The organism is Curtobacterium sp. MCBA15_001, assembly GCF_001864835.1.
Classification (GTDB): Bacteria; Actinomycetota; Actinomycetes; order Actinomycetales; family Microbacteriaceae; genus Curtobacterium.
The window spans coordinates 114,559-128,321 of record NZ_MJGI01000027.1 but is presented as its reverse complement, the minus strand read 5'-3'; the positions used below and the strand labels follow the sequence as shown (position 1 = coordinate 128,321).

At 68.2% G+C, this 13,763-nt stretch carries 12 protein-coding genes; 5 read left to right on the top strand and 7 right to left on the bottom strand.

The features are described from left to right. Positions 1–585: 585 nt before the first annotated feature. From BIU90_RS16575 to BIU90_RS16545, 7 genes are all read right to left on the bottom strand, one after another. Positions 586–1,320 carry a 3-keto-5-aminohexanoate cleavage protein gene (locus BIU90_RS16575; protein ID WP_083404035.1) on the bottom strand — a complete coding sequence of 245 codons (735 nt, stop codon included), beginning with the start codon at positions 1,318–1,320 and terminating at the stop codon, positions 586–588. Positions 1,321–1,826: 506 nt separating this feature from the next. After that, on the bottom strand, positions 1,827–2,663 hold the full coding sequence (locus tag BIU90_RS16570; protein WP_139195337.1) for a DJ-1/PfpI family protein: 837 nt from the start codon (positions 2,661–2,663) through the stop codon (positions 1,827–1,829). Positions 2,664–2,707: 44 nt separating this feature from the next. After that, a complete protein-coding gene (locus BIU90_RS16565; RefSeq protein ID WP_071301325.1) occupies positions 2,708–3,496 on the bottom strand; it encodes an ABC transporter ATP-binding protein in 789 nt (262 codons plus the stop codon). Beyond that, complete coding sequence (locus BIU90_RS16560; protein WP_071301324.1) at positions 3,493–4,560, bottom strand: iron ABC transporter permease; 1,068 nt, start codon at positions 4,558–4,560, stop codon at positions 3,493–3,495. Before BIU90_RS16560 ends, BIU90_RS16565 begins: the two co-directional genes overlap by 4 nt. Beyond that, a complete protein-coding gene (locus BIU90_RS16555; RefSeq protein WP_071301323.1) occupies positions 4,557–5,585 on the bottom strand; it encodes an ABC transporter substrate-binding protein in 1,029 nt (342 codons plus the stop codon). Before BIU90_RS16555 ends, BIU90_RS16560 begins: the two co-directional genes overlap by 4 nt. Positions 5,586–5,644: 59 nt before the next feature. Next, the gene (locus BIU90_RS16550; protein WP_071301322.1) at positions 5,645–7,129 is read right to left on the bottom strand and encodes a PepSY domain-containing protein; all 1,485 of its coding nucleotides are present in this window, start codon (positions 7,127–7,129) and stop codon (positions 5,645–5,647) included. Between the two features lie 15 nt (positions 7,130–7,144). Beyond that, on the bottom strand, positions 7,145–7,765 hold the full coding sequence (locus tag BIU90_RS16545; protein WP_071301321.1) for a DUF5134 domain-containing protein: 621 nt from the start codon (positions 7,763–7,765) through the stop codon (positions 7,145–7,147). A 112-nt stretch (positions 7,766–7,877) separates the two neighbouring features. Between BIU90_RS16545 and BIU90_RS16540 the strand changes: the two genes are divergently transcribed. Genes BIU90_RS16540 through BIU90_RS16520 form a run of 5 tightly spaced genes read left to right on the top strand, consistent with a single transcriptional unit; the run spans position 7,878 to position 13,702 of the window. Next, a complete protein-coding gene (locus BIU90_RS16540; RefSeq protein ID WP_071246384.1) occupies positions 7,878–8,282 on the top strand; it encodes a BlaI/MecI/CopY family transcriptional regulator in 405 nt (134 codons plus the stop codon). Beyond that, positions 8,279–9,091: a M56 family metallopeptidase gene (locus BIU90_RS16535; protein ID WP_071301320.1), complete on the top strand. Its 813-nt coding sequence runs from the start codon at positions 8,279–8,281 to the stop codon at positions 9,089–9,091. The genes BIU90_RS16540 and BIU90_RS16535 overlap by 4 nt, the downstream gene beginning before the upstream one ends. Positions 9,092–9,145: 54 nt before the next feature. Continuing rightward, positions 9,146–9,355: a heavy-metal-associated domain-containing protein gene (locus BIU90_RS16530; RefSeq protein WP_071301319.1), complete on the top strand. Its 210-nt coding sequence runs from the start codon at positions 9,146–9,148 to the stop codon at positions 9,353–9,355. Next, positions 9,348–11,450: a cytochrome c oxidase assembly protein gene (locus tag BIU90_RS16525; protein WP_175470239.1), complete on the top strand. Its 2,103-nt coding sequence runs from the start codon at positions 9,348–9,350 to the stop codon at positions 11,448–11,450. Before BIU90_RS16530 ends, BIU90_RS16525 begins: the two co-directional genes overlap by 8 nt. Further along, entirely contained in the window at positions 11,447–13,702 is a 2,256-nt protein-coding gene (locus tag BIU90_RS16520; RefSeq protein WP_139195335.1) for a cation-translocating P-type ATPase, read from the top strand. Before BIU90_RS16525 ends, BIU90_RS16520 begins: the two co-directional genes overlap by 4 nt. Positions 13,703–13,763: the final 61 nt, after the last annotated feature.

Sequence of the window (13,763 nt, the reverse complement as noted above, 5' to 3'; positions counted from 1 at the left end):
TCAGACCCGGAGACGCGGCGTCCGTCGTCCCGACACCGACCGAGGCCTCGTGGTCGGTCGCGACCGACGGGCGTCTACCGTGCCAAACCCAGGCTGGTGAGATATTCGAGCCTCTGACCGTGCTCAGCCAGCAGCCCCATCACGCTCGAGACGCCAGGAGCCGTTGCCTGACCGCTCTCCTTATGCCCCAGGGGCGTCCCTCCGATGCCGCTCCACCGGCGCGGTCCTCCCGTCGGATGCCTTAGCCGGTAAGAGCGGTCCGAAATCAGGTCACTGAGTCGCGTCGCCCAGACCGGGGAAGCCCCGACGCCTCTCGACCGCAACGGTCATCTGGCGGTGTCGATACCGCGAACGTTCGAAGGTCTGAAAGTGCGATGAGCGATCGCCAAGCGGGTGAGCTGGCACTGCCGGCCGACAATCGGATGAGGGTCTTCGACGAGTTGATGAACCTTGCCAGGGTCGACGCGCTCAGCTTCAGGAGCGGGCGTACCCACCTGCAGGGTCCCCAGACCTCAGCGGATCAGTTCTCTTCCGTCCGTTCCAAGGTGTTCCGAACGCATCGTCACTACCCGGACCGTCGCCGCGTTAGCTGCTCCGCGGCCGTTCCGAAGGGTGGGCGATCGCGGACGCTGCGGCGACGAGCTGCGCGTTGGACGCCGCCGGCGAACCATCCTCGAGCACGAGGGTGTCCTCTAGACCAGTCCTGATGCTGTGGCCATTGCGGACCGCGCGCCGCATGATCGTCCACGACGCTAGTCCGACACCGTGATGCAGCTCGGGCAGGCGCACTTCTGCCGCTCGGAGTTCGGATTCCATCGTTTCTGCGAGGGCCACCGCGTCTTCCGCGACGGGTTCCAGCGGTTCAACCACCAGCCGGGCGAAGCGCGACCAGGACCCTCGGCGCAGGAACGTGCGCACGTCGTCGACGCTCAGGACACACGCCTCGATCCCGACGCCTCGCCCTGAGAGCAACGCGCTCACATCGTCGATACCCTTCTCTCCTTGATTCGCAGCGATGAGATCTGGCAGCACCGTCCATCCATCGATGAGGCGAAGACGATGAACGGGGTCGGAAACAATGGAGGCGAAGGTCGTCACGTTGATCGGGACCCCCGGACACGCCGCCCGGACCGCCGTGAGCATACGGGCCACCGGCTCAGCTTCGAGAGTCTCCTGCCCATCATCGTCGAACGCATGCAGGTGCAGGAGAGTCGCCCCAGCCTCGACACAGGCCGCCGCGTCCGCTGCAATCTCCACGGCGGTCTTCGGCATCGCCGGATGGTCGACATCGCCATTGGCCGCTAGTTGCAGATCAGTCATGACATTGAGGTTACGACACACTCGTCGCTTAATCGGTGGCCGAAGCTCCGGCTCGACTACGAACTTGGTCCTCCGCGGACCGGCTGGATTGGACTTGTTTCGTGCTGTTTGTGTTTTGGTCCGTGCGCACCAGCGGTAGCGACGTCACGGGAGTGCTGCAGGTTCGGTTGACTCATAGCAGGTAGGAGCGTTGGCTCCTGCTGGAAGGATGTGCGCCACGGTGAAGGCGTATACCGAAGAGTTCCGCGTGATGTGATCGTGGGCGCCCGCAGCGGTGAGACCTCGGTGCGGCAGGTCGCGAAGGACGTCGGTGTGTCCTCGATCTGGGGACGGGGCTCGTCAGCGCAATCCTCCTGATCGCGATCGCACTCGCAGTCACCTGGACGAGAAGCGCTCGGCCGCTGATCTCTTCACCGGTGACGCCCTCGGCGTCCGATGGCCCATGGACAGAAGGCGGATGTCAGTTCGATGCCGCCGTTGATGTTGCGACCGGGGCGGCCGCTTGCCTAGCGCGCCGGCGGTGTCCGGAGTTCCTCTTCGAGCGGGGCGAGGAAGTCACGGGACAGGTCGGTGAGTGCTCCGCCAGCCCGTTCAGGTGTGCCGGTGTTGAAGGGCGGTTCGGGCGCGTATTCGGCGCCGAGGACAGCGAAGCGGGCGAGGGTGTCGCCGCAGAGGTAGGAGACGAGTCGGATGGCGAGGTCCATGCCGGCGGTGACGCCGGCTGCGGTGAGGCGGTTACCGTCCTCGACGACGCGTTCGTTGACGTCGGTGGCGCCGTATCCGGTGAGGAGGTGGCGGACGGACCAGTGCGACGTCGCACGCCGACCGTCGAGGAGCCCGGCCGCGGCGAGAGCGATCGATCCGGAGCAGACGCTGGTGACGTACTCGGCGTCGTCGCTAAGTCGTCGGATGTCGGCGATGGCTTGAGCGTCGCGGACGAGGATTCCGGTGTCGCCGCCGGGTACAAGGATCACCGCGAGAGACGTCGGGGCGTCGGCGAGGGTGATGGTCGGGGTGAGGGGCACGCCGCTGCCGCTGGGGACCGGGTCGAGCGTGTCGTCGGTGGTTGCCAGGTGCACGGTGGCGCCGGTGCCGGCGAGGAAGTGGAACGGGCCGACGACGTCGAGGAGCTCGAACCCTGGGTGCAGGACGATGACGATCGTCTTGTCGGTGGCGAAGCGGACGTCGGGGAGCGCGGCGAGGGTGTGGTGCGCGGCGATCGACCGGTCGATCGCGCCCTGTTTTACCGGGTCGTCTGAGGCAGTGAACAAGGTGCTGGCGCTGTCGGCGGGCATGCTGGTGTGCCCGGGCAGGTCGCCGGCGTCGGTGGGGGAGTCGTGCATGGTGTGGGTGCTCCTCGTTCGTGATCGGTTGGCCGGGGTCGGCGTCAGTTGTAGGCGTAGACGAGCTGTAGCCGGCCGGTGAGGGGGTTGGTGAGCGTGTCGGCGCGGACGCCGAACACCTGCTGCAGCAGCTGCGGGGTGAACACCTGCTCTGGGCGTCCGGAAGCGATGACGCGGCCGAGCTCGAGCATGACGATTTCGTCGCAGTACGCCGCAGCGAGGTTCAAGTCGTGCAACGTCACCAGGGTCGTGATCTGCAAGTCCCGGATGAGGGCGAGCAGCTGCAGCTGATGGTGGATGTCGAGGTGGTTCGTCGGCTCGTCGAGGACCAGGATCTGCGGCTCCTGCGCGAGCGCACGCGCGAGCTGCACACGTTGTCGTTCCCCTCCGGAGAGAGTGCTGACGTCACGGTCCGCGAAGCCGGCCACGCCAGCCGCTGCCATGGCCCGGTCGACAATGTCCCGGTCGTCGGCATGCCTGCCGCCGAGGAGACGGCCGTGAGGGAGGCGGCCGGTTGCGACGCAGTCGGCGACGGTGAGTTCGAGGTCGGCGGGACTGTCCTGGACGACTGCCGCGGTGATGCGCGCGGCGTCTCGTGCGGGCATCGCCCACACGTCATCACCGGCCGTGCGCACCTGCCCGTCGGCGGGGCGGAGCATCCGGTAAACGGCGCGGAGCAGCGTTGACTTCCCGCTGCCGTTCGGGCCCACGAGGCCGACGACGTTGCCTTGAGCGTGCAGGGTGACGGCGTCGATGATGCGCCGCCCGGCGAGATCCACGCTGACCCCGTCAATGTGCAGTGCCGCGCCGTCTGGGCCGGCGTGGCCGGTCATCGTTCGATCCGTCCGGAGCGGCGGAGCAGCCAGAGGAAGAACGGCGCGCCGACGACCGCGGTGAGCAGCCCCACCGGCACTTCGGTGGGTGCGAGGACGAGTCGGGCGCCGATGTCGACGACGACGAGCAGCAGCCCGCCGGCGAGGGCGGAGGCGGGCAGCACCCACCGGTGATCCGACCCGATGATCATCCGCACCGCGTGGGGGACGACGAGGCCGACGAAGCCGATCGCTCCGCTGACGGCGACGACGACGCCGACCAGGAGCGAGGTGATGATGAATAGCACTAGCCGGACCCGGCCGACGTCGACGCCGAGGCTCGCGGCGGTCTCGTCCCCGGTGAGGAACGCGTTCAGGATCGGCGCCATCAACACCAGTACGACCGTCGAGGCGACGACGACGAGGGTGGGAATCCCGAGGTCGCTCCATGTGGCAGCGGCGAGGCTCCCGGCGAGCCAGGACAGCACCTGCCCGACGCCCTGGTTGGTGCCGCTGGAGCGGAGGACGAGGTAGCTCGTGATGGAGCTGAGCAGGTACGACAGGGCAACTCCGGCGAGGACGAGCCGGTTCGGGGTGACCCGGCCGCCTTGCTGCGCGAGGACGAACACCAACACCGTGGTGACGAACGCGCCGACGAACGCCGCTACCGGGGTCGATACGGCAGCGACCGCCCCGGTGGTGAGGGTGAGCGCGGCGACCGCGGCGACGGACGCACCGGAGGAGACCCCGAACACGAACGGGTCCGCGAGCGGATTCCGGACGACGGCCTGGAGGACGGCGCCGGCGACGGCGAGAGCGGCACCGACGACGAAGCCGAGGAGTGCCCGCGGGAGCCGGAACACCCAGACGATCTGATCCTCGAGGCCGCCGGTGCCCGGGCTGGTCCAAGGCAGCAGGTGCGTCCGGATGACGTCGAGGACCGTCAGCGGTGCGATACCGACGCTACCGACGGCGACGGACAGCACCATCGCGACGACTGACGCGGCCAGGAGCACCCCGATGAGCAGCCGGGGGCGACGGGCAGCCCGTTTCCGCGGTGCTCGAGCTGCTGCGGCCGCGGTCACGAGGTCGGGACCGGCAGGTCCAGGCCGGGGTGGATCGCGTTGGCGATCTTCGTCAGCCCGACCATGACGGAGATCGACGAGTCGGTTTCCTGCGTCGGGACCTCACTGATTCGGCCGGCCTTGACCGCGGGCAGGTCCGGGAAGTTCTTCTCCAGGAACGCCTTCTGCGTGGCGAAGTCCTGCCCTGGGAACGTGCCGACGAGGATCACGTCAGCGTCGGACGCGGCGAACGCTTCCTTGCTGACGTAGACGGAGTCCTTCGCGAACACGTTCTTCCCGCCGGCGGTGCTGATCAGGTCGTCGTAGATCCCACCCGCGAGGACGATCACCGGACCGGTCCCACCGTTGAAGTACGCCGTCTTAACGGTCTTCTTCCCCTTGACCGCATCGACGACCTTCTGCTCCTGCGCATCGAGCCGGCCGATGACCTCGTCGGCCTTCTTCGATGCGTCGAAGATCGTCCCGTAGTCGCGGAGGGTGGTCTTCACCGAGTTGATGTTCCATGTCTTCGTCGACTGCGAGTCCGTCGACTTGCAGAGGTTCGCCCCGTACACGGTGGCACCGGTCTGCTCGAGCTGCTCCACGGACGCGTACCCCTGCTTGGTGTCGAACGCGAACCCGTCGAGCACCTGCCCGGTGACGAAGTCCGGCCGCTCGCTCAGTAGTACCTCCTTCGACGGGAACCCCATCGAGCTGCCGATCTCCTTCAACCCCTTCGCCTGCTTCGCGACCGAGTCCGGGTACGGCGCGTACGCGCCCTGCACCGCGACGACCCGGTCCCGCAACCCCAGCGCGAGGAGCGCCTCGGTGTTCGACTGCCACAGGCTCACCACCCGCTTCGGCTCAGCGGCGACGGTGACCTTCCGGCCGCAGTTCTCCACCGTCACCGGGTACCCGGACGACGCCTTCCCGCTCGAGGACGTGGACGCTGTCGGGGCGCTGGTGCCGGCGCAGGCGGTGGCCAGCAGCAGGAGCGCGGCAGCGGCTCCGGTGCCGGTGATGAGACGTCGGACGGTCGGGCGCATGCGGCGCTCCTTCGAAGATGGTGGTGGTGCCGCCGACAGGGCGCCGGCGGAAAGCGGAGCTACTTGCTGAGTGCTGGAGGACCGTGCGGTGTGGCGGTGCGGTTGGTGATGAGGACGTCGATGACGACGAACGCGAGCAGGGTGACGCCGAGCGCGGGCAGGAACGCGCCGATGATGATCGCGCCGACCGCGACGAGCCCGGAGCCCCACCACGGCGCCCGCGTCAGCGCGCCTGCGGCCGGTGACTTCCCGAAACGCTTGCCGTTCGGGCGGCGCTTCCACCACATGACATAGCCGAAGACGACCATTGCGGCGATCCCGAGCGCGGTGATGAAGAGCAGGATCTGGTTCGGTAGCCCCCACATCGTGCCCATGTGGGTGTCAATGCCCCATTGGGCGAGCTTGGCGGGGATCGAGAAGGTATCGAAGTTCGTCTCCGACACCACGCTCATGTCACGGGAGTCGATCGCGACGGAGTTCACTGCCGTCGGGTACGACCGCTTGATCTCCGCGACCGTCCACGCCTGATCCGCAGCCGCCGGTGGGCTGATCTGCAGCTCCGACGAGTGGATGTTCGCAGCCTTTGCCGCGCCGAGAACTTCGTCAAACAGCGCAGGCGTGATGGTCGCTGGTTCCGCATCGGTCCCTGGTGCGGGGCTTCCGTGGTGGAGAGCATGCTCGCCGCCGTCAGGAGTGGCATCGGGGCCGGTGAGGGTGGTGGCGAGTGCGGGGGTGCCCCAGCTGAGGGCGGAGCGGAGCTGGTCGACGCTGCCGCCGCCGTAATGGGACCAAGTGATTCCGGTCGCGGAAAGGAACAACGCGCCGAGGAGCAGCCACACCCCGGTGGAGGCGTGCCAGGAGAAGATCCGCCGGTAGCCGCGAACGCCACGTGCGGGGCGGACCATGTCGCGCTTGGCACGGGCCTTCCTGATCCGGATCACCCACAGGCCAAGACCGGCGAGTGCGACGACGCCGAGCCAGGACGCAGCAGTTTCACTGTAGAGCCGGCCGATGTCGCCGAGGAACAGGGACCGGTGGAACGTGTCCACCCAGGTGCGGAACGGCAGCGCCCCGGACGTGCCGTAGACGAGCAGGTCGCCGCGGACCTGGGCGGTGCCAGGATCGATGAACACCGCACGGTTCTGCGACTCCATCAGCCCAGCCTCGGAGTACATCACCCGTGTCGTGGAGCCCTGCTCGGGTGCGGGGCGGACGGCGGCGAGGGTGTCTTCGGGGTGGTGCTGGTCCACGTAGGCCTGGGCGGCGTCGATCTGCTCGGCCAACGGCTTCGCGGCCGCGGTGGACGGTGCGGTGAGTTCGTGCCGGTACATGCCCTGCTCGATCGTTGGACCAAGCGCGTACACGGCACCGGAGAGCGCGGCGATGAGGATGAACGGTCCGATGAAAAGCCCGGCGTAGAAGTGCAGTCGCAGCAGGAACTGTCCGAACCAGCCACGCTGTGTGTTCCGCGGCGGACGGATGGATGGTGGCCCGCTGCTCTCGGCCGCGGGGGCAGTGGTGGGACGGCTGTCTGTAGCGGTCATGGCTTCTCTCGGTCCTCAGCTCGTGGGAATGAATGCGAGCGCCATGCCGGCACTCATCAGCAGGAGGAGCACGCCATCCAGGCGCGCCAGGGGGTGTTGCCGGACGTGAGCGGAGGCGATCAGCCGCCCCAGCATCCAGACGGTCGCGGCCGCGAACACGACGACGAGGATCCACGAGATTGACGTCCACCCGGACCAGGAGGCGTGCATGCTGTGTCCGCTGCCGGTCATGTTCATCCCCGGCATCGACATCGAAGCCCCGCCAGCCATCGGCAGCATCACCACGCCCATGACGACCATCGCCGCCATCATCACCACGTGGTAGCCCAGCACCAGCCGGCCTGAACCGCCAGGTCCGTGATGCTCGTGGCCGCCGTACCGAGTGCTACCGAGCGTGAGGACGAGGTAGAACAGCGTCGCGACGGCGAACACGATGATCTCCAGCGTCGGCGGCGCGAGGGTCATCCCCCAGGCCCACGGCATCGCCAGCATTGCGACGCTCATCAGCACATGAAAGACATCACTCACCCGAGACACTCCGTCGCTGCCGGGTCGAAACGCGAAGCCGAGGTACCCCGCGGCCGTCACGGTGAACAGCACTGTGAGGAGAACGGACAGCGTCAGGCTGTGTGACACAAAGGGATCCTCTCGTCGAGAACGGGTCGGGCGGCGCCACTCTACAAGTTGTAGAAGCAGGTTTCTACTTGATGTAGAGTCAGCGCATGGTCGACACAGTCGGAGGACGCCGATGAGTCCGCGCCGTGCGCACGGGTCCCTCGAGGCGAACGTGCTGCAACTCCTCTGGGCGCGCGACGCTGCGCAAAACGGGCGACAGATCCGCGACGCCCTCGCCGACAACGGCGACCCGCTGGCCTCCACGACAGTGCTGACCGTCCTCGCCCGGCTCGAGAAAAAGGGCCTCGTCGAGCGGGACCCGGTATCTAGGGCGTACTGCGCCACGAAAGCCGACCCTGCCGAGACAGCCGATTCGATGGCGGAGGTCCTCGGTAGATCCAGCGATCGCAGGGCGGTACTGCAGCGTTTCACCGGCGCGCTCCGCGCGGAGGACCTGCACGTGCTGCGCGCCGCCCTCGACGGCTCCGGGAACAACGAGTCCGGGATCGACCGCACGACGGGAGAATCGGTGGCGTGATCGCCGTTCTCGCCCTCGTGGCGCTCGCGGTCGTCGTCACGCTGCTCGCGCCAGTCATCCTCACCCGCGGCACCTGGTGGCTGCACCGCCCGCAGCTCGCCCTCCGCTTGTGGCTCAGCGCGCTGACGATCGCTGCGATCTCACTGCTGCTGAGCGTCGGCATCGCTGCAGTCATCGTCGCAACGAACACGCACGCGCACGGGATCGGATCTCCCGCTGCCGGCCTCTTCGCCTGGTGCGGGCTCGGCATCGCAGGCGGTGTCGCCGCGCTCCTCGCCGCAAACGCGGAACCGATCTCGGCCGCGAAGCGACGCACCGACGTCGCGGTGACACTGCTTGTCGCCCGTTCCACCGCCCGGACAGAACACATCGGCGGCCAAGAGGTCGCCTATCTGCAGACAGCGGACCCCATTGCCTGCTCTACCGCCGACGGTCGTGTGCTGATCTCGACCGGCGTCGAAGACGCGATGCCGCCAGCCTGCGTCCGGGCGGTGATCGAGCACGAACGAGCGCACGTGCTCGGACGGCACGATTTCATCGGCCGCGTCGCGGCACTGAACGCTGCTGCATTCCCGCGGCTTCGGACCGCCCGGGAGTTCCGCCGAACGGTCGCACTGCTGATCGAGCTCGTCGCAGACGACGCAGCCGCCCGCGTTTGCGGGCCCGCAACCGTCTGCAATGCATTGACCCTGATGGACCACGTTGACCCGAACCCTGCCCTCGAGCTCCGAGCCGCGCGACTGGCGTCCTCTCCCGTGAAGAGCTGGCCGCACCGACGCCACCTGGCCCCGATCCTGCGGTCCCGCTGACCAAGCCTCTCCGGCATGGCTCGCATCTCCTTCTACGTTTTGTAGAATGCGGGTATGGAGCGATTCGAGTACCACGTCGTCGGGATGACCTGCGAGCACTGCGAACGCCGCGTCACCGGCGAACTCGAAGCTATCGCCGGCATCGAATCAGTCACCGCGGACGCCGCAACCGGCCTCGTCATCATCACCTCACCCTCCCAGCCGGATGCCGCCGCAGTCGCCGAAGCTGTCGACGAGGCAGGCTACGAGCTCGCCAGTGTCTGACACCACCGCAGCCACCCTTGACCGACCGCCGGCAGTCGTCGCCGCGGAACGATCGGGCACGGTGGCGCGCGCGTTGCCATGGGTCGGCGCGATCATCGCGGTCGCCGTCGTCGTGGTTGCGGTCGAGATGCTCGGGTCCTCGTCATACGACCGGCTGAGCCGCGGCTACCCGGGCATGCTCACTTCGATGCTGAGCGCCCTGCTCCGCCTCACCGCCGACATCACCGGCGGCCTCACAGTCGGAGGCCTCGCCGCCGCCGCGTGCCTCACGCCGCGCCGCTCCCGCACACTCATCGACAACCACCGCGATCTCGCGATCGTCCGGCCCTCGGCGACCGTATGGATGGCCGCCGCAGTGCTGCTCATCCCGGTCGACGCCGCCGACGCCAACGGACAGCCGCTGACGAAGCTCCTCACCCCGGGCGCGATCGGCTACCTCGTGCAGGCCAGCTACCTTCCCGGCGCATGGATCGTCGTCGCCTGCATCGCGGTGACGATCCTCGTCGCCGCCTACCTCGTCCACAGCTGGGTCAGCACCCTCCTCCTCGCCGGCATCGGCACGATCGGGCTCCTCGCACCGGTCCTCGTCACCCAGGTCCTCGTCGGCCCGAACCACGACTTCGGCGGAGACGCCGCCATGTTCGCCACCTCAGCCATCGGTATCTGGATCGGCGCCACCGCCGCCCTTGCCCGTCGCTGGCGCAGGAGCCGGCCCGGCGCCACGACTCTCCGTCGGTACCGCGTTCTCGCGCTCACCGCGTGGATCACCTGGACTCTTGGGTCGGTCATCGTCGCCGCCGTTGAACTCGCCGGCACACTGCCGTGGGCAGCGCCGACGGGGATCCTGTTCGCCGTTCAGATCCTCCTCGTCGCCGCCGTCGCCGGACCGATCCTGCTCCGCCGAGCCTGGTTCGCCACCCGCACTGCGCCGGCCGTTCTCCTGTCAGTGCTCCCGATCGCGACTGGGATCGGCGTCGTCATGGCGCGCATCCCACCACCGGTGTACTTCGTACCCACCGACGGGCAGCAGCTCTTCCTCGGCTACCTGGTCAACACCCCCCTCACCCCGATCACGCTGTGGACCTCGGGCCGGGTGAACATCCTGTTCCTGGTCATCGCCATTGCTGGGATCGCCTCGTACGCAGCGGCCGTCATCCGACTCCGAAGACGCGGCGACCACTGGTCGCACGGACGTACAAGCGCGTGGATGCTCGGCTGGGTCTCAGTCATCATCACCACGTCATCCGGCGTCGGCCCGTACTCGTCGGCGTCGTTCGCTGTCCACATGGGCCTGCACATGAGCCTCAACATGCTCTGCCCGCTGCTGCTGGTCCTCGGCGGCCCAATCACCCTGTTCCTCCGCGCCACCACCGCCCACCGCCGCGACGGGTTCGCTGGGCCCCATGAGTGGCTTGTGGCGCTGACGCATTCGAAGCTGCTGCGCGTCACCTACAACCCGATGTACGTCCTCGCCGTGTTCGTGGGCTCCTACTACGCCATCTACCTCACCCCATTCTTCGACTGGGCCATGCGGTACCACTGGGCGCACCAGGCGATGACACTGCACTACCTCGCCATCGGATACGTCTTCTACGCCCTCATCATCGGCATCGACGCACCACCCCGACCCCTGCCACATATCGGCAAGCTTGGCCTCGTCCTCGCGGCGATGCCCTTCCACGCGTTCTTCGGCGTCGTCGTCATGACCAGTACCGACCTCCTTGCGGGCACCTACTTCCAGTACCTCGACATCCCGTGGATCGGCAGCCTCGCCCACGACCAGTACGTTGCCGGCGGCGTCGCGTGGGCCGCCGGAGAGCTGCCGCTGATCGTCGTCGTCATCGCCCTCGTCACCCAGTGGGCGAAGCAGGACTCCCGTCAGGCCAAGCGCATCGATCGGCACGCCGACCGGGGCTTGGACGACGACTACGAGCAGTACAACGCCATGCTCGGCAAACTCACCACCCGCGACACCGGTACGGCCGTAGCGCAGCCGCGCGAAGTATCCGCGCCGGGCGAGCACCAGACCACCGATCGGGCAGGCGTAGGCGACCGGCCGACCCTGACCGTCACCGATCATCGGAAGCACCTGTGACAACCACCACCCCCTCTCGCATCGAGCAGCCGCTCGAGCAGCGGCTTGAGCTCGACATCGGCGGGATGACGTGTTCCGCCTGCGCGAACGCCATCGAACGCAAGCTCGGCAAGCTCGACGGCGTCACCGCGTCGGTGAACTTCGCCACGGAACGCGCCACCGTCACAGGTCTCGGACCCGATGACGCCGCGAGCGCCATCGCTCAAGTTGAACGCGCCGGCTACACCGCCGCCGTCCACACTCCAGGCGATGATGCCTGGAGTGCCCGCGCCGCCGAGACCCGCACCTCGACCCTCCGCCTCCGCCTCGCCGTCGCGGCGCTGTTCACGATCCCGCTGTGCGACATCACCATCATCCTGGCGCTCGTTCCTGCTTGGCGGTTCCCCGGCTGGCAGGCACTTTGCGTCCTCCTCGCCGTCCCCATCGTCACCTGGGCAGCGTGGCCATTCCACAAGGCCACACTCCGCGGGCTGCGGCACCGCAGCACCAGCATGGACACCCTCGTCTCCCTCGGCGTCGTCGTGTCCTTCGGATGGGCGCTCTGGACACTTCTCGTCGACCCCGCCACCGCCCCCGGGTACTGGCTCGGCTTCGGAAAGACCCCCGCCGGGGCGGACTCGATCTACCTCGACGTCGCCGCTGGCATGGTCACCTTCCAGCTCGCCGGCCGCTACTTCGAAAGCCGCAGCCGCCGCCGCGCCGCCGACGTCCTCGAAGCCATCGGCGACCTCGGCGTCACCGAAGCGCAACTCCTCACGGACGGGGAGGAGAAGACCGTCCCGCTCAGCGCCGTCCGAGTCGGGAACCTCGTCGTCGTCCGCCCCGGCGGCCGCATCCCCGTCGACGGCACCGTCTCCGACGGCGACGCGACGCTTGACGTCTCCGCGATGACCGGTGAGTCCGTGCCCGTCGAAGCCACCGCCGGCACCGCTGTCATCGGCGGCACCCTCGTGCAGGGTGGCCGGCTGATCATCCGCGCCGACGCGGTCGGCACTCGCACCCGGCTGGCGCAGATGGCCGCCGTCGCCGACGACGCCCAACGCCGCAAGGCCGCCGTGCAGCGCACCGTCGACCGCGTCACGAGCGTGTTCGTGCCCGTCGTGATCGGCATCGCGATCCTCGTCGCCGTCGGCTGGCTCATCAGCGGCGCCGAGGCCGGTACCGCGATCGCGAACGGCGTCGCGGTCCTCATCATTGCCTGCCCCTGTGCGCTCGGTCTGGCGACCCCGACAGCGCTCATGGTCGGCGTCGGCCGTGGCGGGCAGCTCGGTGTCCTCATCAAGGGTCCTGACGCGCTCGAAGCCAGCGGCCGCATCGACACCGTCGTCCTCGACAAGACCGGCACCCTCACCACTGGGCGGATGACCCTCACCGCCATCGACACCTTCACCACCGACGCCGACACCGCCCTGACACTCGCTGGCGCCCTCGAAGCAGCGTCTGAGCATCCAATCGGCACGGCGATCACCATCGCAGCCCACACCCGGTTCGGCTCGCTGGAACGGGTGTCGGACTTCACCGCACACACCAGTCTCGGCGCCGCCGGCATGATCGGCCGCCGCCACTGTGTGATCGGCCGCCGCGAGCTCCTCAAGCAATCAGGCGTTGCCGTTGACGAGCGTGTGGCCGCGGTCATCGAGCAGCGCGAAGCGTTCGGTGCGACCGTGGTGCTGCTCGCCATTGACGGGGAGGTCGGCGCAGTGCTCACCGTCCAGGACACGCTGCGTCCCGGCGCGATCGAAGCAGTCGCGCAGCTGCGCGCCCTCGGTCTCCGCACCGTCCTGCTCTCCGGGGACTCAGAGTCCGCGGCCACTGCAATCGGTACGGAAGTCGGCGTCGACGAGGTCATCGCCCGCGTCCTGCCCGACGAGAAGGCCGAAAGGATCGCCCAGCTCCAAGCAGCCGGACACCACGTCGCGATGGTCGGCGACGGTGTCAACGACTCCGCCGCGCTGGCGACCGCCACCCTCGGCGTCGCCGTCGTGCAGGGCACCGACATCGCCATGAAAGCCGCCGACGTCATCATCGTCCGCGAGGACCTTCGCGCCGTCGTCGAGGCAGTCCAGCTCTCCCGTGCAACCCTGCGTACTATCCGGATGAACCTCGTGTGGGCGTTCGGCTACAACATCGCCGCCATCCCACTCGCCGCGGCTGGCCTTCTCAACCCCCTCATCGCCGCCGCCGCGATGGCGCTGTCCTCAACGCTGGTCGTCTCGAACAGTCTCCGACTCCGCTCCTACGGAGGGCATTAGGAGCTGGTGGGTGTGCCGACAAACCAGGAAGCACCCGCTGAGGCGAAGGAAGCCGCGATGA